Source organism: Streptomyces sp. NPDC006602 (assembly GCF_042870385.1).
In the GTDB taxonomy this organism is placed as follows: Bacteria; Actinomycetota; Actinomycetes; order Streptomycetales; family Streptomycetaceae; genus Streptomyces.
Map to the genome: position 1 here is coordinate 57,222 of NZ_JBIAHG010000029.1, position 25,105 is coordinate 82,326.

At 70.3% G+C, this 25,105-nt stretch carries 25 protein-coding genes and 1 riboswitch; of the genes, 13 read left to right on the top strand and 12 right to left on the bottom strand.

Translation table 11 applies throughout. The annotated features are described in order from the left end of the window. Nucleotides 1-12: 12 nt before the first annotated feature. Entirely contained in the window at nt 13-957 is a 945-nt protein-coding gene (locus tag ACFYO2_RS39695; protein ID WP_388359570.1) for a GNAT family N-acetyltransferase, read from the bottom strand. A gap of 162 nt (nt 958-1,119) precedes the next feature. Beyond that, the gene (locus ACFYO2_RS39700; protein ID WP_388359571.1) at nt 1,120-1,695 is read right to left on the bottom strand and encodes a TerD family protein; all 576 of its coding nucleotides are present in this window, start codon (nt 1,693-1,695) and stop codon (nt 1,120-1,122) included. Between the two features lie 148 nt (nt 1,696-1,843). On the opposite strand from ACFYO2_RS39700, the gene arfB reads away from it, so the two are divergent. Next, nucleotides 1,844-2,281, top strand: coding sequence for an alternative ribosome rescue aminoacyl-tRNA hydrolase ArfB (gene arfB, locus ACFYO2_RS39705; RefSeq protein WP_388359574.1), 438 nt, complete (start codon nt 1,844-1,846; stop codon nt 2,279-2,281). Between the two features lie 54 nt (nt 2,282-2,335). On the opposite strand, the gene ACFYO2_RS39710 is transcribed toward arfB, so the two are convergent. Together ACFYO2_RS39710 and ACFYO2_RS39715 are read right to left on the bottom strand one after the other, a co-directional pair. Next, the gene (locus ACFYO2_RS39710; protein ID WP_388359576.1) at nt 2,336-2,809 is read right to left on the bottom strand and encodes a GNAT family N-acetyltransferase; all 474 of its coding nucleotides are present in this window, start codon (nt 2,807-2,809) and stop codon (nt 2,336-2,338) included. Nucleotides 2,810-2,851: 42 nt separating this feature from the next. After that, the gene (locus ACFYO2_RS39715) at nt 2,852-3,436 is read right to left on the bottom strand and encodes a flavin reductase family protein (RefSeq protein ID WP_388359578.1); all 585 of its coding nucleotides are present in this window, start codon (nt 3,434-3,436) and stop codon (nt 2,852-2,854) included. A gap of 311 nt (nt 3,437-3,747) precedes the next feature. On the opposite strand from ACFYO2_RS39715, the gene cdgB reads away from it, so the two are divergent. Together cdgB and ACFYO2_RS39725 are read left to right on the top strand one after the other, a co-directional pair. Next, nucleotides 3,748-5,403, top strand: a complete 1,656-nt coding sequence (gene cdgB / locus ACFYO2_RS39720; RefSeq protein WP_388359579.1) for a diguanylate cyclase CdgB — start codon at nt 3,748-3,750, stop codon at nt 5,401-5,403. Nucleotides 5,404-5,518: 115 nt separating this feature from the next. Then, nucleotides 5,519-6,466 (top strand): CBM35 domain-containing protein, encoded by a 948-nt coding sequence (locus tag ACFYO2_RS39725; RefSeq protein ID WP_388359582.1) that lies wholly within the window; start codon nt 5,519-5,521, stop codon nt 6,464-6,466. 3 nt (nt 6,467-6,469) lie between these two features. Here ACFYO2_RS39725 and ACFYO2_RS39730 read toward each other — a convergent pair whose 3' ends face one another. The 3 genes from ACFYO2_RS39730 to ACFYO2_RS39740 form a co-directional block, all read right to left on the bottom strand. Beyond that, entirely contained in the window at nt 6,470-7,399 is a 930-nt protein-coding gene (locus ACFYO2_RS39730; protein WP_388359584.1) for a 1-phosphofructokinase family hexose kinase, read from the bottom strand. A 131-nt stretch (nt 7,400-7,530) separates the two neighbouring features. After that, the gene (gene nagA, locus ACFYO2_RS39735) at nt 7,531-8,766 is read right to left on the bottom strand and encodes an N-acetylglucosamine-6-phosphate deacetylase (protein ID WP_388359585.1); all 1,236 of its coding nucleotides are present in this window, start codon (nt 8,764-8,766) and stop codon (nt 7,531-7,533) included. Beyond that, nucleotides 8,766-9,710 carry an ROK family protein gene (locus ACFYO2_RS39740; protein ID WP_388359586.1) on the bottom strand — a complete coding sequence of 315 codons (945 nt, stop codon included), beginning with the start codon at nt 9,708-9,710 and terminating at the stop codon, nt 8,766-8,768. The genes nagA and ACFYO2_RS39740 overlap by 1 nt, the downstream gene beginning before the upstream one ends. A 116-nt stretch (nt 9,711-9,826) precedes the next feature. Between ACFYO2_RS39740 and ACFYO2_RS39745 the strand changes: the two genes are divergently transcribed. The 3 genes from ACFYO2_RS39745 (at nt 9,827) to otsB (ending at nt 12,285) form a co-directional block, all read left to right on the top strand. Further along, nucleotides 9,827-11,098, top strand: coding sequence for an extracellular solute-binding protein (locus ACFYO2_RS39745; RefSeq protein WP_388359589.1), 1,272 nt, complete (start codon nt 9,827-9,829; stop codon nt 11,096-11,098). 39 nt (nt 11,099-11,137) lie between these two features. Next, nucleotides 11,138-11,374, top strand: a complete 237-nt coding sequence (locus ACFYO2_RS39750) for a DUF3263 domain-containing protein (RefSeq protein ID WP_388359592.1) — start codon at nt 11,138-11,140, stop codon at nt 11,372-11,374. 68 nt (nt 11,375-11,442) lie between these two features. Then, nucleotides 11,443-12,285, top strand: a complete 843-nt coding sequence (otsB, locus tag ACFYO2_RS39755; protein ID WP_388359596.1) for a trehalose-phosphatase — start codon at nt 11,443-11,445, stop codon at nt 12,283-12,285. On the opposite strand, the gene ACFYO2_RS39760 is transcribed toward otsB, so the two are convergent. Beyond that, on the bottom strand, nt 12,282-13,691 hold the full coding sequence (locus tag ACFYO2_RS39760) for a trehalose-6-phosphate synthase (protein ID WP_388359599.1): 1,410 nt from the start codon (nt 13,689-13,691) through the stop codon (nt 12,282-12,284). The genes otsB and ACFYO2_RS39760 overlap by 4 nt on opposite strands. A 90-nt stretch (nt 13,692-13,781) precedes the next feature. Further along, the gene (locus ACFYO2_RS39765) at nt 13,782-14,726 is read right to left on the bottom strand and encodes a glucosyl-3-phosphoglycerate synthase (protein ID WP_388359602.1); all 945 of its coding nucleotides are present in this window, start codon (nt 14,724-14,726) and stop codon (nt 13,782-13,784) included. 187 nt (nt 14,727-14,913) lie between these two features. After that, nucleotides 14,914-15,072, top strand: a riboswitch (SAM riboswitch). 18 nt (nt 15,073-15,090) lie between these two features. Here ACFYO2_RS39765 and thrC point away from each other — a divergent pair. The 7 genes from thrC (at nt 15,091) to ACFYO2_RS39800 (ending at nt 23,255) form a co-directional block, all read left to right on the top strand. After that, nucleotides 15,091-16,401: a threonine synthase gene (thrC, locus tag ACFYO2_RS39770; RefSeq protein WP_388359605.1), complete on the top strand. Its 1,311-nt coding sequence runs from the start codon at nt 15,091-15,093 to the stop codon at nt 16,399-16,401. 86 nt (nt 16,402-16,487) lie between these two features. Then, a complete protein-coding gene (locus tag ACFYO2_RS39775) occupies nt 16,488-16,763 on the top strand; it encodes a ubiquitin-like small modifier protein 1 (RefSeq protein WP_388359608.1) in 276 nt (91 codons plus the stop codon). A gap of 431 nt (nt 16,764-17,194) precedes the next feature. Next, nucleotides 17,195-17,401, top strand: coding sequence for a cold-shock protein (locus ACFYO2_RS39780; RefSeq protein ID WP_007493268.1), 207 nt, complete (start codon nt 17,195-17,197; stop codon nt 17,399-17,401). 353 nt (nt 17,402-17,754) lie between these two features. Next, a complete protein-coding gene (gene groL, locus ACFYO2_RS39785) occupies nt 17,755-19,380 on the top strand; it encodes a chaperonin GroEL (protein WP_388359610.1) in 1,626 nt (541 codons plus the stop codon). A 258-nt stretch (nt 19,381-19,638) separates the two neighbouring features. Continuing rightward, the gene (locus ACFYO2_RS39790) at nt 19,639-20,769 is read left to right on the top strand and encodes an NADH:flavin oxidoreductase (RefSeq protein WP_388359613.1); all 1,131 of its coding nucleotides are present in this window, start codon (nt 19,639-19,641) and stop codon (nt 20,767-20,769) included. Between the two features lie 28 nt (nt 20,770-20,797). After that, nucleotides 20,798-21,667, top strand: a complete 870-nt coding sequence (locus ACFYO2_RS39795) for a metallophosphoesterase family protein (RefSeq protein WP_388359615.1) — start codon at nt 20,798-20,800, stop codon at nt 21,665-21,667. Between the two features lie 37 nt (nt 21,668-21,704). Continuing rightward, a complete protein-coding gene (locus ACFYO2_RS39800; RefSeq protein ID WP_388359618.1) occupies nt 21,705-23,255 on the top strand; it encodes a carboxylesterase/lipase family protein in 1,551 nt (516 codons plus the stop codon). Nucleotides 23,256-23,273: 18 nt separating this feature from the next. Here ACFYO2_RS39800 and ACFYO2_RS39805 read toward each other — a convergent pair whose 3' ends face one another. Genes ACFYO2_RS39805 through ACFYO2_RS39815 form a run of 3 tightly spaced genes read right to left on the bottom strand, consistent with a single transcriptional unit; the run spans nt 23,274 to nt 25,020 of the window. Further along, nucleotides 23,274-23,843: a hypothetical protein gene (locus ACFYO2_RS39805; protein ID WP_388359620.1), complete on the bottom strand. Its 570-nt coding sequence runs from the start codon at nt 23,841-23,843 to the stop codon at nt 23,274-23,276. A gap of 5 nt (nt 23,844-23,848) precedes the next feature. Further along, entirely contained in the window at nt 23,849-24,595 is a 747-nt protein-coding gene (locus tag ACFYO2_RS39810) for a Uma2 family endonuclease (protein ID WP_388359623.1), read from the bottom strand. A 59-nt stretch (nt 24,596-24,654) separates the two neighbouring features. Further along, nucleotides 24,655-25,020, bottom strand: coding sequence for a hypothetical protein (locus ACFYO2_RS39815; protein WP_388359626.1), 366 nt, complete (start codon nt 25,018-25,020; stop codon nt 24,655-24,657). Nucleotides 25,021-25,105: the final 85 nt, after the last annotated feature.

Consider the following 25,105-nt stretch of genomic DNA (forward strand, 5'->3'; position numbering starts at 1 on the left):
GGTGATCTGCCGTCACGGGTGCAACTCGTCCAGCAGCCGCGCCAGTTCCGGCGGCCACACCGGCTCCGGGGCCTCGGCGAGCTCCTCACGGGTCCACCAGCGCCAGGCGAGGATGCCCTCCTCGGTGTGTGAGGCGGCCAGGCCGGCGCCGGTCGGGGGGCGGTGGGGGCCGCGGGCGACGTAGATGTGGTCGTGCTGGCGGACAGGGATGCCGGCGCGGGTGAAGTCGTGCTCCCAGGTGCACAGCAGGGGGCCCGGTTCGAGGTCCGTCCAGCCGGTCTCCTCGGCGAGTTCGCGCAGGGCGCCTTCGCGGGGGCTCTCGCCGGGTTCGAGGCCGCCGCCGGGGAGGGCCCAGTGGAAGCCGACCTCGTCGCTGTCGTAGCGGAAGAGGAAGACCGAGCCGTCGGGGTCCAGTACGGCGATCCGGGCCGCGGGGCGCGGGGTGCGCAGCGGCTTGCGCAGTACCGCGCAGGGACGGCCGCGTTCGCGGTCCGCGCGGTGGTCGATCACCTCGTAGCCGAGGGCCGTCCAGAAGGCGAGGCCCTTGGGATTGGCGTCGAGGACGGCCAGGCGTACGGCGGTGCGGCCCGCGGCGCGGAAACGGTCCTCGAGGAGTGCGGCCAACCGGCGTCCGTACCCCCGGCGTTGCACGTCCGCCGCCACCATCAGGAGGCCGATCCACGGGTCCGGGTCGGCCGGGTCGGGGTGCCGGTCGAGGGTGATCGCGATCCCGACCAGGCGCCCCTCGCTGTGGGCCAGCGACACCTCCGCCCCCGGGAACATCGCCTCCTCGGCCAGCGCGGCCGCCACCTGCTCCGGGCGGATGTCGTCCGGGTCCGGGAAGTCGCCGCTGAGGGCGTGGAAGTCGCGGTGGGCGGCGTAGAGCGCGGTGAGTTCGGTGAGCAGGGGGCCCGGGATGTCGCGGTCGGGGGCGAGGGGGAGGGGGGTGAGGATCACGCGGGCAACCTATCGGCCGTGCGGCGGTGGGGTGGCGGGAACGCCGAAGCACCGGCCGCCCGAACGCCGAAGCCCCGCCGCCGGCCCCCGCCGCGGGAAGGCCGAAGCCCCGGCCGTCGTGACGGCCGGGGCTTCGGCAGGCTGCAACAGTGGGACGTCGGATCAGACGTTCACGCCGAAGTCCTGGGCGATGCCGACCAGGCCCGAGGCGTAGCCCTGGCCGACGGCGCGGAACTTCCACTCGGCGCCGTTGCGGTACAGCTCACCGAAGACCATCGCCGTCTCCGTCGCCGCGTCCTCCGACAGGTCGTAGCGGGCGATCTCGGCGCCGCCGGCCTCGTTCAGGATGCGGATGTAGGCGTTGCGGACCTGGCCGAAGTTCTGCGAACGGTTCTCGGCGTCGTAGATCGAGACCGGGAAGACGATCTTTTCGATGTCGGCCGGGAGGCCCGCGAGGTTGACCTTGATCGCCTCGTCGTCGCCCGCGCCCTCGCCGGTGCGGTTGTCGCCGGTGTGGACGATGGTGTTGTCCGGGGTCTGCTTGTTGTTGAAGAACACGAAGTGGGCGTCCGAGTAGACCTTGCCCTGCGTGTTGACCGCGATCGCGGAGGCGTCGAGGTCGAAGTCCGTGCCGGTGGTGGTGCGGACGTCCCAGCCGAGGCCCACGGTGACGGCCGTCAGGCCCGGAGCCTCCTTGGTGAGCGAGACGTTGCCACCCTTGGACAGGCTTACAGCCATTGTTGGGAGTCCTTCCCTCGTTAGACGTACGGCAGCATGAAGCTACAGCTACCCGTACCAACGCGGAGAGGGGTACGCGAGGTTCCTGGTCTCTTTACTTTCTTTACCCGAGATATTCGGGTGACGTGGACCGGACAGACCAGGGAACATGGACGCCATGTCCGGTCCCCACGTCATCCGCGGCTCCGTCTCCCTTCCCGAGGCCGAGCTCATGTGGCGTTTCTCGCGGTCCTCCGGGCCCGGCGGACAGCACGTCAACACCAGCGACTCGCAGGTGGAGCTCCGCTTCGACCTCGCCCGCACCGAGGCCCTGCCCGAGGTGTGGAAGCAGCGAGCCCTGGAGAGGCTGGCCGGGCGCCTCGTCGACGGCGTCGTCACCGTACGGGCTTCCGAGCACCGCTCCCAGTGGCGCAACCGCGAGACCGCCGCCGTACGCCTGGCCTCCCTCCTCGCCGAGGCGACCGCCCCGCCGCCCAAGCCGCGCCGGCCCACCCGGATCCCCCGCGGCATCAACGAACGCCGCCTGCGGGAGAAGAAGCAGCGCTCGGACACCAAGCGGGGGCGGACCGGGCGCGACTGGGGATGACGCCGGGGGTCGCTACAGCAGCTCCAGCGCCCGCTACAACAGCTCCAGCGCCCGCTACAACAGCTCCAGCACCCCGACGATCTCCCCCTCGCTGGTCTCCCCGTTGGGCCGGAAGCCGAGCCCCAGGTAGAAGTTCTCGGGGCCGTGCGGCCCGGCGTGCCAGGTGACGTACAGCTCCTTGCCGCCCCGGCGGCGGATCTCGGCCGCCACGGACTCCACGGCGAACCGGCCGTAGCCCCGTCCCTGTTCGCCGGCGGCGATGTTCAGCCGCCACAGGCCGGAGCGGAGGAGGGTGCCGTCCTCCTTCCAGTCGATGTCGAAGAAGGCCATGAGAAAGCCGACCGGGCGGTCGCCGTCGACGATCAGGCGGGGCCAGGCGACGCCGGCGGGATGGACGTACGCCTCGGCGAGGGACTTCATCACCGGGGAGACCGCGAATTCCTGTTCCGGGCGGACCCTTATGCCGGTCGCGGCCTCGAAGGTGCGGGGTGTGATCTCTTCGAGGCGGGGCGTAGAGGCCGTGGTCATGCGCGCACCCTAGGTCGGTGGATCACCGGTCCGCCACGGAATTCAGCCCAACTGCCGGTAGCGCCCCCGGAAATACATCAGCGGGCCGCCGTCCGCGCTCGGGACGGCCGCTGTCAGGACCTGGCCGATCACGAGGACGTGGTCGCCGGCCGGCACGCGTTGCTGGGTGCGGCACTCCAGGGTGGCCAGGGCGCCGCCCACCAGGGGAGCGCCGGACACCTCGCCGCGGACGTACGGGATGTCCTCGAAGAGGAGGCGGTCGCTGATGCGGCCCTTCATGGCGAAGCGGCCGGCGATGTGCCGCTGGCTCTCGGAGAGGACCGACACCGCCCACAGGGGCTGCTCGTCGAGCAGGTCGTCCATGCGGGAGCCCTCACGCAGGCTGACCAGTACCAGAGGCGGGTCGAGGGAGACCGACATGAAGGCCGTGGCCGTCATGCCGACGTCCTCGCCCCCCGGGGCCTGCGGGTCGTCCGGGTCGAGCGACGCCTCCTGGGCGGTCACCAGGACCACGCCGGCGGCCAGCCGGGACATGGCGGCGCGGAACTCGTCGTTGCTCACCCCCACAGCATGCCCGGAGGCGGGAGCGACGTGTGGGGCGGATGTGACATAGGGAGGGTTCGGCACGCCGGAAACGCTAATCTCCGGTACGGCGGCGCCGCATCGGGCCTCCGGCCGAGACCGGTCCTAGGACTCGGGGACGAGTTCCCGGTCTGCCCATTCGCGCAAAGCTTGCGTTCGGTAAACGCACAGGAAAAACACAGAAACCTTACTCAATTGTTCATCTTTCGCTGTGACTTGAGTCACAAGACGGACTAATTGTTGACCCTGTGTACCGAGTGAGCAGCGCGCTGTGATTCAGTGGCGGGGAAAGCTGCTAGGACGATACGCCGATGAGAACCCTTGATTCGCTGCGAGGTCTCGGGGGGAGGGCGAGCATGGAGACCGAGTCGGAGCCCTACGTCCGCCTTGCGTCCCTGCGACAGCTGCATCAGGTCATGGCCGACATGAACACGGCCCGCAGCCTCGCGGACACACTGCAGACCGTGGCCGACGGAGTGGTCACCGCCCTCGGGTACGAACTCGCGTGCGTGAACCTCGTACGCCCCGACGGCGACCTCGTCGTCGCCGCCTTCGCCGGCAACGCGGCCGCCGAGGCGCTGATCACCGGCCGCGTCGGCTCCCGCGAGTCCTGGGAGCGCCGGCTGGGCATGGGCGAGCACTGGGGCGACCTGGTCTTCATACCGCACACCGAGGGCTGGGTCCTCGACGACGACGACGTACCGCAGTGGTACACCGACGGCCCCGCGCCCCGCTTCGAGGACGAGTGGCACCCCTCCGACAGGCTCTTCGCTCCCATGTACGCGCCCGGCCCGCCCGGCGGCTCGTGCGGCGAGCTGATCGGCGTGCTGTCCGTGGACCGGCCGCGCAACGGCCGTCGGCCCGGCGCGTGGGGGCGCGAAGCGCTCCAGATGTACACCTTCCAGGCCGCCATCGCGATCAGCAACGCGCGTCTACGTGCCAATATGCAGCGCGCACTGGTCAGGCTCGAAAGGGAGCAGCAGGCTCTGCGGGCCAGTGAGGAAAGCTTCCGGCAGGCCTTCGAGTACGCCCCCTCCGGCATGGCCATCGCCGAGATGGGCGGCGACCAGCACGGCCGGATCCTGCGCACCAACGACGCCCTGTGCCGCCTGCTGGGCCGCCCCGCCTCCGCGATGCGCCGCTACTCCTTCTCCGACCTCGTCCACCCCGAGGACATAGGCACCCTGCTCCGCACCTCCGCCGAGGGCGGCCGCGCGGAACTGAGGCTCGGGCGCCGCGACGGCACATACGTCTGGGTGCACCTGCGCAACTCCGTCGTCGCCGACGCCGCCGACGGCCCCCGGTTTCTCCTCACGCACGTCGAGGACATCGAGGACCGCAAGCGCCGCGAGCTGCAACTCGCCCACCGCGCCTCGCACGACGCGCTCACCGGCCTGCCGAACTCCGCCGAGCTGCGCTCCCGGCTCTCCTCCCGGCTGTGCCGGCGTGCCGGTCACGCGGGCGCCCTCGAGCCGGTGGACGCGGCGTTCGGCCACCCGGCCTTCGACTCGAACGGCCACGGCTTCGACTTCCCGTCGACCGGAGTCGAGGTGTACGACGGCTACGACCACCACGTGCACACCGTCGCCCCTGAGGGTGAACATGACGACGGCGCCAAGGGGCTCGCGGTGCTCTTCTGCGACCTCGACGGCTTCAAGTCGATCAACGACCGGTTCGGGCACAACGCGGGTGACTCGGTCCTCATCGAGGTCGCCCGGCGGCTGTCCCGCGGTGTCCGCGACGGCGACACGGTGGCCCGTCTCGGCGGCGACGAGTTCGTGGTGCTGGCCGACGGCCTCGGCCGGGCCGACGCCCAGGACCTCGCCGTACGTCTGCGCAACGAGATCATCCAGCCCATCCGGATCGACGGCCGGGCCATGCGGGTCGGCGCCAGTTTCGGCATCGGCTGGGCGTCCTGCGGGATGACCGCGGACGAGGTGCTGAAGTCGGCCGACGAGCGGATGTACGTAGAGAAACGATCGCGTCCCAAACAACACCGACGCGCCGGATGACTCCCAGGTCAGCGAGCTGATGCGATCCGTGTCACCCGTTCAGGCCATCCGGAGCGGGTAGGCTCGCCCTTCTCACCACACGAATCGCACCCGCACCCGCTGAGGAGACCAAGGGATGACGGCCGGCAACAACGGCGCGAGCACGCCCGAGGACGACGACCCGTTCGGCTATCTCTACGCCGACGGACAGGCCAACGGCGCCCAGCCGCCCTCCGGCGGCGGTGGCTACGGCTACCCGGGCTCCGTCAACCGGGTGCGTGCGGTCGGTCAGCGACAGTACGGCCAGCAGGCCCCGGCCGCGGCGACCGCGCCCTACGGCCAGGTCGCGCAGCCGGCCGGGCACGCCCAGCCGAACGCCCACTACGCCGCCCCCGAGACCTTCCCGGGCAGCGCCCCCACCACCCAGCAGCAGCAACCGCCCTACGGCGGTGGCGGCGGCCGCCGCGGCCCCAACACCAAGGGGCTGCTGATCGGCGCGATCGCGGTCGTCGCGGCAGTCGTCATCGGCATCGGGGTGGCGATGATGGGCGGCGACGGGGAGAAGGACGCGGCCGGCAACGAGGCGTCCACGTCTCCGACGACTTCGCAGAGCAGCGAGCCGAGCGCGTCTTCCTCGCAGTCGGCGGCCGCCGGTGAGCTCCCGAAGACCGACGCGAAGACACTGCGTCTCGAGGGCGGCACAACCCTCGCCTCCGACGTGAAGGGCGCCCAGTCCGAGGGCGGCGTGTACGTGCAGGGCTTCAACCAGGTCGGTGCCAAGGTCACCTGGACGGTCAACGGCATCGAGAAGGCCGGCACCTACCGGCTCTACGTCCGTTACGACATCCCCGGCGTCGATGCCAACGCGACGCTGACGGTCAACGGCAAGGCCAACACGCAGCCGCTGAACCTGAAGAACTTCGCCAATCAGCCCAAGGGTGACTGGGAGAAGGGCTGGCAGACCACCTGGGGTCAGGTCACCCTGAGCAAGGGCACCAACACGATCGAGCTCTCGTGTCAGCAGGGCAACCAGTGCGACGCCTACCTCGATCAGTTCTCCGTGACGGAAAACGTCGATCAGTAGCGTTCACGCCGCGCTGACCTCCCCTGTCACCGTCACCCGCCCCACCAGTTCCTCGTACGCCCCCCGGTCGAACTCCCCTGCCACCGGCGCCATCACCGTCGCCGCCGACAGGGCGACCGCGCGGGCCAGGCGGTCCGGCCACGGGAGTTGTTCGACGAGGCCCGACAGGAGGCCCGCGACCGCGGAGTCGCCGGCGCCGGTCGGGTTGCCGTGGACGCGGGTGGGCGGGGTGGCTCGCCAGCGGCCCTCCGGAGTGACGGCGAGCAGGCCCTCGTCGCCCAGGGAGGCCACGACGGACCGGGCGCCACGTCGGCGGGCGTCCTGCGTGGCGCGCAACGGCTCGTGGGAGCCCGTCAGTTCGGCCAGTTCGTCGGCGTTCGGCTTCACGATGTCGGGGCGGGCGGCCACCCCGCGCCGCAGCGACTCCCCGCTGGTGTCGAGAAGCACGGGGACGCCGGCCGCCTTCGCGGTCCGTACGAGTCCCGCGTACGCCCCCACCGGCACCCCCGGCGGCAGACTGCCGCACAGGGCCACCGCGGACGCCGACGGGACGAGATCCTCGTACGCGTCCTGAAATGCGGACCACTCGGCCGGGGTGACCGTCGGGCCGGGCTCGTTGAGCTGGGTCGTGTCGCCGGTGTGTTCGTCAACGACGGCGATCGTGCGGCGGGTGGCGCCGGTGACCGGGACGAGGGCGTCCAGCACCCCCTGCGTCGTGGTGAGTTGCCGCTGTACGACCCGTCCCGTCGCGCCGCCCGCGAAGCCCGTGACCGTCACCTCGTGGCCCAGGGCCGCGAGGACACGGGCCACGTTCACGCCCTTGCCGCCCGGCCGTTCGGTCACGTCCGTGACGCGGTGGGAGGTGTGCGGGCGCAGGGACCGTACGCGATAGGTGATGTCGAGAGCGGTGTTCAGCGTGACGGTGAGGATCACCTGGCTCGACCTCCCCCGAGGAAAACGCAGAACGCGCTCGGCGTCTGTCTGTCCGGAGGGCCGATCACGCCAAACGGACGACGGTCCTCCCAGTTTGACAGGACAACCGCCGTCCTCAACAGAGGGACAGATCACCCCAGTTGGGGATCGACCACCCATTCCCCCCGGCGCATCACGCCCTTGAGTCCGAAGTCGGCGTCCAGCAGGACCAGGTCGGCGTCCTTGCCGGGTTCCAGGGAGCCGACGGTGTCGTCCATGCCGAGCAGGCGGGCCGGGTTGGCGGACAGGGCGGCGACCGTGTCCTCGACGGACAGTCCGTCGATCGTCACCGCCCGCTTGAAGGCGCGGTCCAAGGTGAGGGTGGAGCCCGCGATGGAGCCGCCCTCCACCAGGCGGGCCACGCCGTCGGCCACCTCCACCTCAAGCGGGCCGAGCATGTAACGACCGTCGCCGAAGCCGGCCGCGTCCATCGCGTCCGTGATGAAGGCCACCCGCCCCGCGCCCGCGTGATGGAAGGCGAGTTGGAGGGAGGCCGGGTGGAGGTGTGTGCCGTCGTTGATGAGCTCGACGGTGATCCGCTCGTCCTCCAGGAGGGCGGCGATGGGGCCCGGGGCGCGGTGGCCGAGCGTGGGCATCGCGTTGAAGAGGTGGGTGGCGACCGTGGCGCCTGCCTCGATGGCCTCCACCGTCTGCTCGTACGTCGCGTCGGTGTGCCCGATCGCCGCGATCACGCCGTGCTCGACGAGCAGCCGTACGGAGTCGATGCCGCCCGGCAGCTCGGTGGCGAGCGTCACCATCTTCGCCTTGCCGCGCGCAGCGTCGATCAGCTTGCGGACCTCGGCGGGATCCGGGTCGCGCAGCAGCTGCGCGGAGTGCGCGCCCTTGCGGCACGGGGAGATGAACGGCCCCTCGAAGTGGATCCCGGCGATCTCGCCCTGCTCGGCCAGCTCGGACAGCAGCCCGGCCCGCTGGGCCAGGAAGTCCATGTCACCGGTGACCGTGGAGGCGACGAGGGTCGTGGTGCCGTGCAGGCGGTGGGTGTGGATGCCCTTGAGGACCTCGTCGACCGTGCCGGAGGTGAAGGAGGCTCCGCCGCCGCCGTGGTTGTGGATGTCGACGAAGCCGGGTACCAGCCAGTGGGCTTGTACGTCGATCAGGTGGGCGTTCTCCGGGGCGGTGCCGGCGATGCGGGTGCCGTCGACGATGACTTGGCCGCCTTCGATGGTTCCGGTCGGCATGACCACGTTGGCGCCGGTGAGGATCGTAGGCGCCTTGCCGGTTGCGGGGTGCGGATGCGTCGCGGCTGGTCGCGCCCCGCGGCGGAGCCGCTTGTCGGCGCTGTCCCGCGCCCCTGGGGGGTTGGCCATCAGGGCGTTGCCTCCGTACGGTCGGTGGATTCGAGGAGGTCCCAGGCCAGGAGCCCGGCACCGAGGCAGCCCGCGGTGTCGCCCAGGGCCGCGGGGACGATCGACGGCTGTTTCTGGAAGGTGATGCGCCGCCGGACGGCGTCCCGCAGGGGTGTGAACAAGGTTTCTCCCGCTTCGGCGAGGCCGCCACCGATGATGAGGGTGCGGGGGTCCAGCAGGGTGAGGGCGGTGACCAGGCCGTCGGCCAAAGCGTCCACGGCCTGCTGCCACACCCGTACGGCGTTCGGGTCGCCGGACTCGACGGCCTTGGCGCAGTCGGCCGCGTCCGCCCCGGGGTCCCCGCAGGCCGCCGCCCACGCCTCGCTCACCGCCGCCGCGGACGCGTACCGCTCCAGACAGCCGCGCTGCCCGCACGGACAGGCGGTTCCCGCGGGCCGTACGACGATGTGGCCGATCTCTCCCGCGAAGCCGTGGGCGCCCGCCTCCACCCGGCCGCCGATGCCGATGGCGCCCGCGATGCCGGTGCCCAGCGGCACGAACAGGAAACGGTCGGCGCCCTTGCCCGCGCCGATCCGGCCCTCCGCGAGGCCGCCGGTGCGGACGTCGTGGCCGAGGGCGACGGGCACGCCGTGGAGCTTCGCGGCGAGCAGCTCGCGCAGGGGTACGTCACGCCAGCCCAGGTTGGCCGAGTAGGCGGCGATGCCGCGGTTCTCGTCGACGATGCCGGGGACGGCGACGCCGGCCGCCGCCGCGGGCTCGCCGAAGTGCTCGATGCCGTACGCGCGCAGCTCGGCGGCGAAGTCGAGGATGCCCTCGACGACCGCCTCCGGCCCGCGCTCGCGGCCGGTGGCGCGGCGGGCCTGGTACAGCAGCTCGCCGCTCGCCCCTGCCAGGGCGGCCTTCATTCCGGTGCCGCCCACATCGAGGGCGATGACATGTCTCACCGGGACAGTGTGGCCCGTCTACCCTCAAGAGGTCTAGTCCACTCACGTGGTGTAGACCTTATGGAGGCAATATGTATGACCTTTCGAGAGTTTCATTGATCGACAACGTTGGAGCGATGGCAGTGCAGCGCGGTAGGGCGGGAACGATCGCGGCGGTGTCCGCACTGGGCCTGACGGCGGTCCTCGGGGGCTGCGGCCTCACCGGTGACTCGGGCGAGGTGACCCTGAAGCTGGTGGCCGCCGACTACGGCGACAGCACGGCCAACAGCTCCAAGAAGTACTGGGACGCGCTGGTCAAGGAGTACGAGTCGAAGCACGACGGCGTGCGGGTCGAGGTGAGCGTCTACTCCTGGAACGACGTCGACCGCAAGGTCAAGGAGCTGGTCGACGCCGGCGAGGCGCCCGACATGGCGCAGATCGGCGCGTACGCCGACTACGCGGACGCGGACCAGCTCTACACGGCCGACGACCTGGTCTCCATCCCCGTCCAGGCCGACTGGATCTCCCAGCTGTCCAACGCGGGCGAGGTGAACGGCATCCAGTACGGCATGCCGTTCGCCGCCTCCACCCGGCTGCTCTTCTACAACAAGACCCTCTTCACCGACGCCGGTCTCACCCCGCCGACCAGCTGGGCCGAGCTCGCCGCGGACGCCGAGGCGCTGAAGGCGGCAGGCGTGAAATACCCGTACGCGCTGCCCCTCGGGCCGGAGGAGGCGCAGGCCGAGACCCTGCAGTGGCTGCTCAGCGGCGGCGGCGGTTACACCGACACGCTCGGCACGTACAGCATCGACTCCTCGGAGAACACCGACACCTTCACCTGGCTGAAGGACGACCTCGTGGGCAAGGGGCTGACCGGGCCGGTCGCGCCCGGGAAGCTCAACCGGGCCGACGCGTTCGCCGCGTTCGCGAACGGGGACGTCGGCATGCTCAACGGGCATCCCTCGCTGATGAAGATGGCCGCCAAGAAGGGCGTGAAGTTCGGCATGGTGGCGATGCCCGGCGAGACCGGCCAGAGCAAGATATCCATGGGGGTCGCCGACTGGATGACCGCCTTCAAGAAGAACGGGCACGCCGAGCAGATCGGCGACTTCCTCGACTTCGTCTACAGCGAGAAGAACGTCCTCGCCTTCTCCCGCGAGTACGACCTGCTGCCGGTCACCAACTCCGCGTCCGACGCCATGAGCGCGGCGAAGCAGGACGCCGGTCTCAAGCCGTTCCTCGACGAGCTGCCGCTGTCCGAGACGTATCCGGTGGGGGAGACGTCCTGGGCGCAGGTCAGCGCGGCCGTGAAGAAGGGGATCGGGCAGGCCGTGGCGTCGGGCGGGAGCCCGGCGTCCGTGCTGAGCGGGCTGCAGGCGACGGCTGCCGCGGCGCAGGCGGCGAGGTAGCGACTGTCACTTGTCAGTGCCGGCGGTTAGCGTGCGGGTATGGACGAGGAGCGGGACCTGGGTCGCAGGGAGCGGCAGATCATCGCGCTGGAGCGGCGGGGGTTCAGCGGGCCCGGGCTGAAGGAGCGGGCGATACGCGAGGAGCTGGGGTTGGCGCCGGTGCGCTACTACCAGTTGCTGAACGCGTTGCTGGACGACGAGCGGGCGTTGGCGTTCGACCCGGTGACGGTGAATCGCCTGCGCCGGGTACGGGACGCACGCCGCTCGGAGCGGTAAGGGCGCGGACCCCTTCGACCCCGGTACCAGGGGCGGAGCTCCCAGGGAGACGCCGATAGGGTCGCGTCATGGGTAGCTACACGGAATCCACGGACCCGGCGACGCCGGCAGGGTGGGAGGGGCTCCAGGCCCTCCTCGCTCGGCCGGAGCGCGCGGTGATCGCGCTCGACTTCGACGGGACGCTCGCGCCGATCGTGGCGGATCCGGAGAAGGCGCGGGCCCATCCCGAGGCGGTGGCCGTGCTCGCCGCGCTCGCTCCGAAGGTCGCCGCCGTGGCCGTGGTCACGGGGCGCCCGGCCGCGGTGGCCGTCCGGCACGGCGGCTTCGCCGACGTCCCCGGTCTCGAACACCTCGTCGTCCTCGGCCATTACGGCGCCGAGCGCTGGGACGCCCGTACCGGAACCGTCAGCGCCCCCGCCCCGCACCCCGGCGTCGCCGCCGTCCGTGCCGAGTTGCCGGGCGTGATCGAGGGGGCCGGGGTCCGGCAGGGGGCGTGGATCGAGGAGAAGGGGCGCGCGGTCGCCGTACACACCCGGCGGGCCGCCGATCCGCAGGCCGCGTTCGAGACTCTGCGCGACCCCCTCACCGAGCTGGCCGCCCGGCACGGTCTGATCGTCGAACCCGGCCGGCTCGTCCTCGAGCTCCGACCGCCGGGCATGGACAAGGGCGTCGCCCTCCTCGAGTACGTCCGTGAGATCGTCGCCACGTCCGTCCTCTACGCCGGCGACGACCTCGGCGACCTCCCTGCCTTCGCCGCCGTCGACAAACTCCGTTCCGACGGCACCCCGGGCCTGCTGGTGTGCAGCGGCAGCGACGAGGTCACCGAGCTGCGGGAGCGGGCGGACGTGGTCGTGGACGGCCCGGAGGGGGTCGTACGGCTCCTCCGGGCGCTCGCCGAGCGGATCGGCTAGGCCGGTCGGCTCAGCGCGTCCAACTGCTCCAGGAACCACTGCGCCGGCGGCAAGGCGGTCGCCGCCGCGGTGAGTCTCTTCGTTCGCTCGGCCCGTTCGCCCGCCGACATGGTCAGCGCCTCGTGCAGGGCCCTGGCCGTGCCGATCACGTCGTACGGGTTGACGGGGATCGCGTCCTCGCCCAGTTCCTCGAACGCCCCCGCCTCCCGCGACAGCACCAGCACGCACCCCTCGTCGGAGATCACCGGCACCTCCTTCGCGACGAGGTTCATGCCGTCCCGGATGGGGTTGACGAGGGCCACGTCGGCGAGGCGGTAGGCGGCCAGGGAGCGCGCGAAGTCGTCCTTCAGGTGCAGCAGGACCGGTGTCCAACCCGGCGTGCCGTACCCGGCGTTGATCTCGTCCGCCAGCCGCCGCACCTCCGCCATGTACTCCCGGTACACGGCGAGGTCCTGTCGGGACGGGTACGCGAACGCCACGTGCACCACCCGCTCGCGCCACTCGGGGTGGTCGTCGAGCAGCTGCCGGTACGCCAGCAGTCCCCGCACGATGTTCTTCGACAGCTCGGTCCTGTCGACCCGCACGATCGCCTTGCGGCCCTCGCCGATCTCCGCCCGCAGCGCCGTCATCCGTTCCTCGACGTCCCCCTCGTGCGCCCGCTTCCGCAGGAAGTCCGCGTCCGCGCCCAGCCCGTGCACGCCGATCCGCGTGTCCCCGAGTCCGCCGGCGAACTCCGTACAGCACGCGGTGAACGCGTCCGCCCAGCGGTGGGTGAGGAAACCCAGCCGGTCCGCGCCGAGCATTCCCCCCAACAGCTGCGCGCGGATGTCGTCGGGGAGCATCCGGAAGTAGTCCGGCGGCGCCCACGGCGTGTGCGAGAAGTGGCCGATCCGCAGGTCCGGACGCAGCTCCCGGAGCATTCCGGGCACCAGGCACAGGTGGTAGTCCTGCACCACGACCGCCGCGCCCTCGGCCGCTTCCTCGGCCAGGGCCTGGGCGAACGCGCGGTTGTACGTCTCGTACGACGCCCACTGCCGCCGGAACTCCGCGTCGAAGACGGGCTCCAGAGGGGTCTGGTACAGCATGTGGTGGACGAACCACAGCACGGAGTTGGCGATGCCGTTGTACGCGTCGGCGTGCACGTCGGCAGGGACGTCGAGCATGCGGACGCCCGGCTCGCCGATCCCGCGTCGTACCGCCTCGCGGTCGCCGTCGCCCAGCGCCGAGCACACCCACAGCGCGCCCGCGTCGGGTCCGATGGCGGACAGGCCCGAGACCAGCCCGCCGCCACCCCGTTTGGCGTGGAGCGAGCCGTCCGTGCTGTCCGGTCGGACCTCGTACGAAACCGGGCCGCGGTTGGACGCGACCAGTACCTCTGCACTGCCGACACCCTGCGTTGAAGCCATACGCCTCAACCTAGCCCGGCCCGGAAACACTCAAACGTTCGGGCGGGTCCGGGGGCCGTATACGGCCCCCGGACACCGGAACACACCCGGTCAGGCGACCTTTCGCTGCGCGTACTCCGCGATCTCCACCATCGGCGGCCGCTCCTCCGTGTCCACGGAGTAGGTACGCGGCTCGAAGCCGTCCTCGCCCCGTTCGAACTGCGTGAGGGACGGACGGATGAGGTGCCCGCGGGCCAGCCGGAGCTGGGCCGTGCGGTAGATCGCGGCGGACATGCGGCCCAGTGCCTGGCCGTCCTGGTGGCGGTGCTTGCGCACCCCGACGTCGACCTGGGCGAGCGCGTCCAGGCCCACCAGGTGCAGGGCGTCGACCAGCATGCCCAGCTCGACGCCGTACCCGACCGGGAACGGCAGCTGTTCGAGCAGTGAGCGGCGGGCCGCGTACTCGCCGCCGAGCGGCTGTACGAAACCGGCCAGCTGTGGCCAGTGCATGTTGAGCAGCGGGCGGGCCATCAGTTCGGTGACCCGGCCGCCCTGACCGGCCGCGCCGCCCAGGGGACGGTCGTACATCCCCTTGACGAGCTGGACCCCGGGCTCGGTGAGCAGCGGGCCCACGATGCCGGAGACGAAGTCGGAGGAGAACTCCTTCAGGTCGGCGTCGATGAAGCAGACGATGTCGCCGCTGGTGGCCAGGAGCGAGCGCCAGAGCACCTCGCCCTTGCCGGGGGCGATCGGGATGCGGGGGAGGATGTCGTCGCGGTGGACGACCCGGGCCCCAGCGGCGGCTGCCACTTCGGACGTACGGTCGGTCGATCCCGAGTCGACGACGACGATCTCGTCGACGAGCGGGACCTGTTGCATGAGGTCATGACGGATCACGGCGACGATGTCACCGACCGTCTCCTCCTCGTTGAGCGCGGGCAGCACGACACTGACCGACTGTCGCGTGGCGCGTTTCGCAGCCAGGATCTTGTGGAGCGGGCGATCGGTCTTCGACCAGGAGCGAGTGCTCAGCCAACGCTCGACCTCATTCAGCACGGTGCGCGGCTCCTCTGCGTTCTCTCGGCGAGCGTCTGATCCATGCTCTCTTGTGGAACATGTGATCCATCTCGCGGTTCGGACGGCTATCTCAACTGTCCTGGCCTTCGGTTACAGTCTTGAACAACGCTGATGACCATCGCATGTCGGGGTCGGCGTTCCGTTTCAACGATCAACAACTTCATACCGCTCATCCAGAGGGGCAGAGGGATACGGCCCGATGAAGCCCCGGCAACCCTCCAGCCGGTCTCGTAGCGATCACTGACGATCGTCTTCGCGAGGCTCCCCGGCTCGGGAAGGTGCCAAATCCGTCTCACGGCGAGATGCGTCGTGAGGAAGATGAGGAGAAAGGGCCTCGCCTCACATGGCTGCGCAGACTGTTGCAAGCACCACGGACAACACCGCGAACGTCCCCGCGGATTCCCCCGTCGATCTCGGCCCCGCCGCCGCGCTGAGCTGCCGCGAGTGCGGCCACCGCGTGCCCCTCGGCCCGGTCTTCGCGTGCGAGGAGTGTTTCGGCCCGCTCGAGATCGCGTACGACTTCTCCGGCTACGACACGGAGGAGCTCCGCAAGCAGATCGAGGCGGGCCCCGCGAACATCTGGCGCTACGCGCCGCTGCTGCCCGTCCCGGCCGACGTGGCGGACAAGCCCAACATCAACCCCGGCTGGACCAAGCTCGTCAAGGCCGACAACCTCGCCCGCGAGCTGGGTGTCGAGGCCGGCAAGCTCTTCGTCAAGGACGACTCCGGCAACCCGACGCACTCCTTCAAGGACCGCGTCGTCGCCCAGGCCATCGAGGCCGCCCGCGCGTTCGACTTCACCACCCTCTCCTGCTCCTCCACGGGCAACCTGGCCGGTGCCGTCGGCGCCGCCGCCGCCCGCGCGGGCTTTCGCTCCTGCGTGTTCATCCCGCACGACCTGGAGCAGGGCAAGGTCGTCATGGCCGCCATCTACGGCGGCGAGCTCGTCGGCATCGAGGGCAACTACGACGACGTGAACCGCTTCTGCTCCGAGCTGATCGGCGACCCGGCCGGCGAGGGCTGGGGCTTCGTCAACGTCAACCTGCGGCCGTACTACGCCGAGGGCTCCAAGACCCTGGCGTACGAGATCTGCGAGCAGCTCGGCTGGCAGCTCCCGGACCAGCTGGTGGTGCCGATCGCCTCCGGCTCACAGCTCACGAAGATCGACAAGGGTCTGAAGGAGCTGATCGATCTCGGGCTCGTCGAGGACAAGCCGTACAAGATCTTCGGCGCCCAGGCCGAGGGCTGCTCGCCGGTGTCCGTCGCCTACAAGGCCGGGCACGACGTCGTCCGCCCGCAGAAGCCGAACACCATCGCCAAGTCGCTGGCCATCGGCAACCCGGCGGACGGTCCTTACGTCCTCGACATCGCGCGGCGTACGGGTGGTGCGGTGGAGGACGTCAACGACGAGCAGATCGTGGACGCGATCAAGCTCCTCGCGCGCACGGAGGGCATCTTCGCGGAGACCGCGGGTGGCGTGACCGTCGGAGTCACCCGCAAGCTGATCGAGAACGGCCTCCTCGATCCGACGAAGACCACGGTCGTGCTGAACACCGGTGACGGTCTCAAGACCTTGGACGCGGTGGCGGGTACGGGGCTGACTGCGACCATTCGTCCGAACCTGGAGTCGTTCCGCGAGGCTGGTCTCGCCTAGTCCGTCTTCAAGCTGCAGGCCGGTGGGGGCTGGCCGCGCAGTTCCCCGCGCCCCTAGGCCCGTATCCCTGACCGGAGGTTTCAACCGTGAGCGTTACCGTCCGCATCCCCACCATCCTGCGCACCTACACCGGTGGCAAGGCCGAGGTCGTCGCCGAGGGGGCCACCCTCGCCGAGGTCATCACCGACCTGGAGAAGAACCACACGGGTATCGCCGCCCGGGTGCTCGACGACCAGGGCAAGCTGCGCCGGTTCGTCAACGTGTACGTCAACGACGACGACGTCCGCTTCGAGCAGGGTCTGGAGACCGCGACCCCGGACGGTGCCGGTGTCTCCATCATTCCGGCCGTGGCCGGCGGCTGATCATTACCGTCGGTAACGCTGATTACCGAGAGTTCATTGAATTGCCCCCTCCGTGAGAGAAGCGGAGGGGGCAATTCAATGTGGTTGAGCGCGGTACAGTTGGGGAACGCGATGCCGACCTGCGGGTCGGAAGCCCTTGATTACCACCTTGCACCCGATAAGAAGTAGCCAAAGTGTGTGCTTCTTTCGCGGCTTTTGTGCATTTTGTGGAGCCCGACTTGCCCTGAATTCGGGCGAATTCTCGCCACATTCCGGACCGTGCGCGTCCGGAATTCTCGTCCGATTGACCTGTTGCAGACGGCAGTTGGGCAGATACATTCGGCCGCGGTCGACGCGTTCCGGCGCACGCCCCCAACCATGTGGGGGGTGAGGTCTGACCCGGATCCGCGAAGTGTGGATCTGTGCAAGGGCCAGTAATAGGGGAGTTAGGCATGGCTCAGGGCACCGTCAAGTGGTTCAACGCGGAGAAGGGGTACGGCTTCATCGCGGTCGACGGTGGTGCGGATGTTTTCGTCCACTACAGCGCGATTCAGATGGACGGCTACCGCACCCTGGAGGAAGGTCAGCGAGTTGATTTCGAGATCTCGCAGGGCCAGAAGGGGCCGCAGGCGGACATGGTCCGACTGGCGACCGGCTGAAGCACGCGCCGACTGACAGCGACGTTCTTCTGTTCTTCGGAGGGCTCGTATCCCATGGGGAGTCATGGGTTACGAGCCCTTCGGCATGCCCGGCGCATGTCGGGCGCGAGGCCCGCGCAGGCCCCGCGCAGACCCCGCGCGGCGGTGCCGACCACTGAGAGGAGCTTGCACTCGGCAGGGGCGAGTGCTAATCATTGGCGTTAGCACTCTGAAGGTGAGAGTGACAACGAGGACCGGGTCGGTGAGGCCCGCAGGCCATGTGGGGCAAGGAACCACGAGGCAGGCAGGCCGTCCGTCGCGGGCGCCAGCGCGGTCCGGAGAAATCCACCCCCTGTCCGGGAGGACCACTTCACATGGCCAAGATCATCGCGTTCGACGAGGAGGCACGGCGCGGTCTCGAGCGCGGGATGAACCAGCTCGCCGACGCCGTCAAGGTCACCCTTGGCCCCAAGGGCCGCAACGTCGTCCTCGAGAAGAAGTGGGGCGCGCCCACGATCACCAACGATGGTGTTTCCATCGCCAAGGAGATCGAGCTCGAGGACCCGTACGAGAAGATCGGCGCCGAGCTGGTCAAGGAAGTCGCCAAGAAGACGGACGACGTCGCCGGTGACGGAACGACCACGGCGACCGTGCTCGCCCAGGCGCTCGTGCGTGAGGGTCTGCGCAACGTAGCCGCCGGCGCCAACCCGATGGCCCTCAAGCGCGGTATCGAGAAGGCCGTCGAGGCCGTCTCCGGTGCCCTGCTCGAGCAGGCCAAGGATGTCGAGACCAAGGAGCAGATCGCCTCCACGGCCTCCATCTCCGCCGCCGACACCCAGATCGGCGAGCTCATCGCCGAGGCGATGGACAAGGTCGGCAAGGAAGGCGTCATCACCGTCGAGGAGTCCCAGACCTTCGGGCTGGAGCTTGAGCTCACCGAGGGTATGCGCTTCGACAAGGGCTACATCTCGGCGTACTTCGCCACCGACATGGAGCGTATGGAGGCGTCGCTCGACGACCCGTACATCCTGATCGCCAACTCCAAGATCGGCTCCGTCAAGGACCTGCTCCCGCTCCTGGAGAAGGTCATGCAGTCGGGCAAGCCGCTGCTGATCATCGCCGAGGACGTCGAGGGCGAGGCCCTGTCGACCCTGGTCGTCAACAAGATCCGTGGCACCTTCAAGTCCGTCGCCGTCAAGGCCCCGGGCTTCGGTGACCGCCGCAAGGCGATGCTGAACGACATCGCCATCCTCACCGGCGGCGAGGTCATCTCCGAGGAGGTCGGCCTCAAGCTGGAGAACACCACGATCGACCTCCTGGGCCGTGCCCGCAAGGTCGTCATCACCAAGGACGAGACCACCATCGTCGACGGTGCCGGCTCCTCCGAGCAGGTTCAGGGCCGGGTCAACCAGATCCGCGCCGAGATCGAGAACAGCGACTCCGACTACGACCGCGAGAAGCTCCAGGAGCGCCTGGCGAAGCTCGCGGGCGGCGTGGCCGTCATCAAGGCCGGTGCCGCCACCGAGGTCGAGCTCAAGGAGCGCAAGCACCGCATCGAGGACGCCGTTCGCAACGCGAAGGCGGCCGTCGAGGAGGGCATCGTCGCGGGTGGTGGCGTGGCCCTCATCCAGGCCTCCTCGGTCTTCGAGAAGCTGGACCTCGAGGGTGACGAGGCGACCGGCGCCAACGCCGTGCGGCTCGCCCTGGAGGCCCCGCTCAAGCAGATCGCCGTCAACGGTGGTCTCGAGGGTGGCGTCATCGTCGAGAAGGTGCGCAACCTGCCCGTCGGCCACGGCCTGAACGCCGCGACCGGTGAGTACGTCGACATGATCGCCGAGGGCATCATCGACCCGGCGAAGGTGACGCGCTCTGCCCTGCAGAACGCCGCCTCCATCGCCGCGCTGTTCCTCACCACCGAGGCCGTCATCGCCGACAAGCCGGAGAAGGCGGGCGCTGCCCCGGCCGGCGGCGGCATGCCGGGCGGTGACATGGACTTCTGATCCTTTCGAGGATCGCGAGTTCGTCGCCGTACGACAGTTCATCGCTGTACGACACCGAGGGCGGCACTCCCTGGAGACAGGGGGTGCCGCCCTCGGGCGTGTGCGGGATCACAGGGGCGCCGACCGGGACGCCGGAATGCCCGGACCGGTGGTGTGGTTGTGCGAGCGGGCGGTCGATGCGCATGCACATACCGTCCGGAATGTCCTTCTGATCGACGACTGCTCGAAGTCCGTCCGACCCTCCGAGGAGCCCTCACTGTGACCGCCACCACCTCCGAGTCCACCTCCCGCGCGGCCCGCGTCCTCTCCCGGCCGACCGCGATCAACAGCCTCACCGTCCCGAACCGCATCGTGATGGCGCCCATGACCCGCCACTTCTCCCCGGGCGGCATCCCCGGCGCGGACGTGGCGTCGTACTACGCGCGCCGTGCCGCCGCGGGCGTCGGCCTGATCGTCACCGAGGGCACCTACGTCGGCCACGAGTCGGCAGGGCAGAGCGACAGCATCCCCCGCTTCCACGGCGAGGAGCAGCTCGCGGGCTGGGCGAAGGTCGCAGCGGACGTGCACGCGGCGGGCGGCACCATCGTGCCGCAGCTGTGGCACATCGGCATGGTGCGGGAGCAGGGCCAGCCGCCCTACGCCGACGCCCCCGCCGTCGGCCCCTCCGGCCTGCGCATCGGCGCCGAGGAGCCCACCGGCAAGGCGATGACCCGGCGCGACCTGGACGACGTCATCGGCGCGTTCGCCGAGGCCGCCGCGGCCGCCGAGCGCATCGGCTTCGACGGCGTGGAGATCCACGGCGCCCACGGCTACCTCGTCGACCAGTTCCTGTGGGCCGGCACCAACCGCCGTACCGACGCCTACGGCGGCGACCCGGTGGCCCGCGCCAGGTTCGCCGAGGAGATCGTGGCGGCGGTCCGCGAGACCGTCTCGCCCGACTTCCCGGTCATCTTCCGCTACTCCCAGTGGAAGCAGGAGGCCTACCGCGCCCGTCTGGCCGAAACCCCCGAGGAGCTGGAGTCGATCCTGGCCCCGCTCGCCGCGGCCGGTGTCGACGCCTTCCACGCCTCCACCCGCCGCTACTGGCTCCCCGAGTTCGACGGCTCGGACCTCAACCTGGCCGGCTGGACCAAGAAGCTCACCGGCAAGCCCGTCATCACCGTCGGCTCGGTCGGCCTCGACGGCGACTTCATCAAGGGTTTCATGGGCGAGGGCGCCCCGGTCAAGGGCATCGACGACCTCCTCGACCGCCTGGAGGCCGAGGAGTTCGACTTCATCGCCGTGGGCCGTGCGCTGCTCCAGGACCCGGAGTGGGCGGCGAAGGTCCTCACCGACCGCCTGGACGAGCTGAAGCCGTACGACGCGGCGGCGCTGGCGACCCTGTCCTGAGTGCCAGTTCCCCTCTAGTGTCCGAGAGATGCGGATACTTCATCTCTCGGACACCCATCTGGAACGCACCGACGCCCCCAACAAGCAGGGCGTCAACGCCACCGAGTCCCTGCGCCTGATGCTCACCGAACTCCGGCACCAGCGGGGCGTCGACGCGGTCGTCGTCACCGGGGACCTCGCCAATGACGGGTCGGTGGAGGCGTATACGGCCCTGAAGGAGCTGGTGGGGGAGTTCGCGCGGAGTCTCGGTGCGCCGGTGTTCTACACGACCGGCAACCATGACGAGCGGGTGGCCTTCGGCAAGGTGCTGGGCAGTGGGCACCCGGAGCCGGAATCGGTCCTGGAGACCGAGGCGTCGGAGCGGTCGGCCGTGAGCACGGTCGCCGACGGCTGGCGGGTCGTCACGCTGGACTCGCTGGTGCCGGGTCGCGGTCATGGCCGGCTGAGCCGCGCCCAACTGGACTGGCTTCGGGAGGTGCTGCGGGAGCCCGCGGCCCAGGGCACGATCCTCGCCTTCCACCACCCGCCCATCACGCTGGACGTGGACACGCAGCGTGTCTTCGGCCTGCGCAATCCGGAGGACCTGGCGGCGGTGATCCGGGGCACCGACGTCCGGGTCGTCCTCACCGGCCACTTCCACCTCCAGCTCTTCGGCTTCCTGGCGTCCGTGCCGGTCTGGGTCACCCCCGGCGTGGTCAACCGCATCGACCTGACGGCGGCACCCGGGACGGAACGGGCGGTGCGCGGGGCGTCGGCCTCCCTGGTGGAGCTGGGCGGACCGACCGGCCCGCTGTTCCACACCTTCCACGCGCGGGACCCGCGGGCGCACGAGACGGTGTGGGAGCTGGGGGAGGAACAGGTGCGAACGCTTGTCGAGATTCATGGCCCAGAGCAATGATTCAGCAGACCAACGACCAGCGAGGAGAGCGCCCACGATGACGACAGCCGAGCCCCGAGGTCCCCTGACCGACTCCGCCCCGCCCGTGGTCCGTACCCAAGCCGGTGCGGTGCGCGGGCGCCGGGAGGACGGGCTGACTGTCTTCCGGGGGATCCCCTTCGGCGCTCCGCCGGTGGGGGAGGCGAGGTTCCAGGCGCCGCGCCCGGTCCCGGCGTGGGACGGCATACGCGACGCGTACGCCTTCGGCCCGCCGCCCCCGCAGGAGGCGGCGTTCCTGGGCCGCGGCGGCGCACTGGACGTACCGCTGGGCGACGACTGGCTGACGGTCAACGTCTGGACGCCCGACCCGGACCCGGCCGCCCACCGCCCGGTCATGGTGTGGATCTACGGCGGCGCCTACAAGCTCGGCCACGCCGGCAGCCCCGGCTACGACGCCCGGCACATCGCGCACGACGGTGACGTCGTGGTCGTCTCCCTCAACTACCGCGTCGGCATCGAGGGCTTCGCCCACCTCGACGGAGCACCCGCCAACCGCGGTCTGCTCGACCAGGTCGCCGCGCTGCGGTGGGTACGGGACAACATCACGGCGTTCGGCGGTGACCCCGCCCAGGTGACCGTCTTCGGCGAGTCGGCCGGCGCCGGATCGGTGGCGGCCCTGCTGGCCATGCCGAGCGCGTCCGGCCTGTTCCGGCGGGCCATCGCGCAGAGCGTGCCGGGCACCTACTTCTCCGACGCGCTGGCCCGTGACATCGCGACGGCCATCGCGGCGGAGGCGGGGCTGCGCCCGACAGCGACCGATCTGTCGACGGTCGACCCGCGCACGCTGCCGTCCGCAGGGGAGGCGCTGGGCCAGAAGATGCTCCAGTACCTGGACAGGTGGGGCCAGGCGGCCCCGACCCAGACCCCCTTCTCCCCGGTCGTCGACGGCGAGGTCCTGCCGGTCACGCCCTGGCAGGCGCTGGCGGCCGGGGCGGGCCGGGACGTGGACCTGGTCGTCGGCCACAACCGGGACGAGTTCCGACTGTTCCTGGCGATGGGCGGACAGCTGGGGACGATCACGGAGGAGCAGGCGCGGGGGGCGTTGCGCATGTTCGCGCCGACGGGTGCGGGGGACGAGGGGTACCGTGCCGCGTTCCCCGACGCCTCGCCGGGCGAGCTGTTCGAACGCGTCCAGACCGACTGGCTGTTCAACATGCCCAGCCACCACCTGGCCGAGGCGCAGCTCGCGGGCGGCGGCCGCGCCCACCTCTACGAACTGACCTGGCCGGCGCCGGGCGGCGGAGGCGCCTTCGGCGCCTGCCACGCGCTGGACATCCCGCTGCTCTTCGGCACGTTCGCCGCCGACATCGGCATCATGCTGTTCCCCGGCGGAGAGGTCCCGCCCCAGGCGCGGGCGTTGTCGTCCCGCTTCCGCGAATCCTGGACGGCGTTCGCGAGGACGGGCGACCCGGGCTGGCCCGCTTACGACACGCAGCGGCGGCTGGTGCAGGTGCTGGACGCGGAGCCGCAGGTCAGGGCCTATCCGGAGGAGGCGTCGAGGCGGATGTGGGAGGGGTACGAATTCGCGCCGATGCCGCTGCTGGGCTGACACCGGAGCCGGGGCCTCCTACAGGTTCCCGAGCGGCTCGATGTCGACGCGGACCGGGGTGCCCCAGACGCGCAACACCTCGTAGTCGGTGAACTCGTGCACGAGCCGGTACGCCATGGCGGCCCGGGGCCCGCGCCGCTGGGCGGCGAGATAGAGCTCGGCCTCGTGCCGGTCCCGGCGCGGGGTCCCGCACAGCTGCCACGCCTGTCCGTTCCACAGCTCCGGCAGCCACCGCTGCTGGGGCTGCGGCCGGTCCTCGCGGACGCCGTAGCGGGAGGGGGTGGGGTCGGTGGGGTGCGGTTGCGCGGAGGGCCCGTTGTACTCGGAGCGGCGGGCCGCGCGGCGCCGGGTCTCGCAGAGCAGGCACAGGTCGTGGGCGTTCTCGTCGACGGGTCCATTGGGGTGCTCGGGACACCGCGTGGAGGGCGCGGCCCCGGCGACGCTGTCCTGCAGCAGATCCAGGGCACGCTTGAGATCGGTCTTGACCTCGTGCAGCCGCGCGTCGGGGGTGTCGCCGGTGAGGGCCTCGCCGTGCTCCCCGAGAAGACGGAGGGCGCGGCCCAGGGCGGTGAGCTGGGCGTGGTTCATGGGTATCAGTCTGCGTAGTCTTTGAGCTTTTCGGTATCGAGGGTGATGTTCACCGGTGAGGGGAGTTCGACGGTGGCGCCCCAGGGATAGGACGGGGACTGTTGGTACCGGCCGTCTTTCGGCTCGTTGTAGACGGTGATGGTGGTGTTGTCGCGGTCGATGAGGAGGTAGACGGGGATGTCTGCTTCCGCGTAGCCGACGGGCTTGTCGATGCGGTCGCGTTGGTCGGTGTCGGTGTCGGTGTCGGTGTCGGTGTCGGTGTCGGTGTCGGTGTCGGTGTCGGTGTCGGTGTCGGTGTCGCGGTCGTGGGAGGTGATCTCTACGGCCATGAGGGCGCCGTCGGTTTCGGACCAGTTGCCGTGCCCCCGGAAGTGGTCCACGGGCGCGAGGAAACCGTCCGTGATGGCCCGGCCCTTGCGGTATGCCTCGGCCTTGACGCCTCGCTCGGGCATGAGGTTCAGCTCAGGGCGCTGCTGCATGCACTGACGTAGCAGCCACATGAAGATTTCGCCGTGGTTGCCGTCTGGCATGGCCTTGACTACTACCTTTCCGTTGATGTACTCGAGCCGCACTGTGTCGGGGGCGGCGTCGGCCAGCTCCTCGAATTCGTCCACGTCGAGCGGTCCGTGACGGATGCACAGCCTCCCGCCGAGGAACTCCAGCCTGTTGCGCAGCTCCCTCGGAGCCTTGCGGGCGAGTTCCTCGAAGTCTTCGACGGACATCTGAGGGCGGTCAGTGGTGTCAGGGGTCATGGCGTCGCCTCCTTCCTCCCATCGTGCCCTGGACTGGTCTCGTCGGACCGTGGGCGCTGTCATACGGGCGTCCTTTCTCGTCGCTCATGGGACATCGCGGCACGGATCTCCGCCGCGCGGGCGTGGATCACAGGGGCGGGCAGGAGCCCGGCGGGGCGCGTGGGCGTGTGCCCGTCGCGGCAGCCGCCGCACACGCCCTCTGGCAGGGCCTCCGGACGCCCGGGCACCCCGCACTCCGCGCATTCCAGGATCCGGCGCGGTGGGCGCGGGGCGGGCTCCGGCTCCGGCGGGAGCTTGGTGGTCAGGCGTTTGTGGAGGAAGGCGGCCGGGCTGTGGACCGGGACGGGGAGGCCGGCGGTCAGGGCGTGGCGTACGGCACTGTCGGTGGCGCCGCGGGCGTACCACTCGGTGACCAGGGCTGACAACTGTTGCGTGATTCATCAATGAATCTCAGCGTTTCTTATCTGTTATCTTGATCGGGTGAAGCTTTCCGAGTGGGCGGCACGCAAC

Excerpts from the sequence above, each read along its gene's own strand:
- ACFYO2_RS39750 (WP_388359592.1), top strand. The coding sequence starts at position 11,138 with ATGGACGAGGAGCGGGACCTGGGTCGCAGGGAGCGGCAGATCATCGCG.
- ACFYO2_RS39810 (WP_388359623.1), bottom strand. The coding sequence starts at position 24,595 with ATGACCCCTGACACCACTGACCGCCCTCAGATGTCCGTCGAAGACTTC.
- ACFYO2_RS39745 (WP_388359589.1), top strand. The coding sequence starts at position 9,827 with ATGGCAGTGCAGCGCGGTAGGGCGGGAACGATCGCGGCGGTGTCCGCA.
- ACFYO2_RS39780 (WP_007493268.1), top strand. The coding sequence starts at position 17,195 with ATGGCTCAGGGCACCGTCAAGTGGTTCAACGCGGAGAAGGGGTACGGC.
- ACFYO2_RS39800 (WP_388359618.1), top strand. The coding sequence starts at position 21,705 with ATGACGACAGCCGAGCCCCGAGGTCCCCTGACCGACTCCGCCCCGCCC.
- ACFYO2_RS39760 (WP_388359599.1), bottom strand. The coding sequence starts at position 13,691 with ATGGCTTCAACGCAGGGTGTCGGCAGTGCAGAGGTACTGGTCGCGTCC.
- ACFYO2_RS39795 (WP_388359615.1), top strand. The coding sequence starts at position 20,798 with ATGCGGATACTTCATCTCTCGGACACCCATCTGGAACGCACCGACGCC.
- thrC (WP_388359605.1), top strand. The coding sequence starts at position 15,091 with ATGGCTGCGCAGACTGTTGCAAGCACCACGGACAACACCGCGAACGTC.
- otsB (WP_388359596.1), top strand. The coding sequence starts at position 11,443 with ATGGGTAGCTACACGGAATCCACGGACCCGGCGACGCCGGCAGGGTGG.
- nagA (WP_388359585.1), bottom strand. The coding sequence starts at position 8,766 with ATGGCCAACCCCCCAGGGGCGCGGGACAGCGCCGACAAGCGGCTCCGC.
- cdgB (WP_388359579.1), top strand. The coding sequence starts at position 3,748 with ATGGAGACCGAGTCGGAGCCCTACGTCCGCCTTGCGTCCCTGCGACAG.
- ACFYO2_RS39710 (WP_388359576.1), bottom strand. The coding sequence starts at position 2,809 with ATGACCACGGCCTCTACGCCCCGCCTCGAAGAGATCACACCCCGCACC.
- groL (WP_388359610.1), top strand. The coding sequence starts at position 17,755 with ATGGCCAAGATCATCGCGTTCGACGAGGAGGCACGGCGCGGTCTCGAG.
- ACFYO2_RS39725 (WP_388359582.1), top strand. The coding sequence starts at position 5,519 with ATGACGGCCGGCAACAACGGCGCGAGCACGCCCGAGGACGACGACCCG.
- ACFYO2_RS39805 (WP_388359620.1), bottom strand. The coding sequence starts at position 23,843 with ATGAACCACGCCCAGCTCACCGCCCTGGGCCGCGCCCTCCGTCTTCTC.
- ACFYO2_RS39700 (WP_388359571.1), bottom strand. The coding sequence starts at position 1,695 with ATGGCTGTAAGCCTGTCCAAGGGTGGCAACGTCTCGCTCACCAAGGAG.
- arfB (WP_388359574.1), top strand. The coding sequence starts at position 1,844 with ATGGACGCCATGTCCGGTCCCCACGTCATCCGCGGCTCCGTCTCCCTT.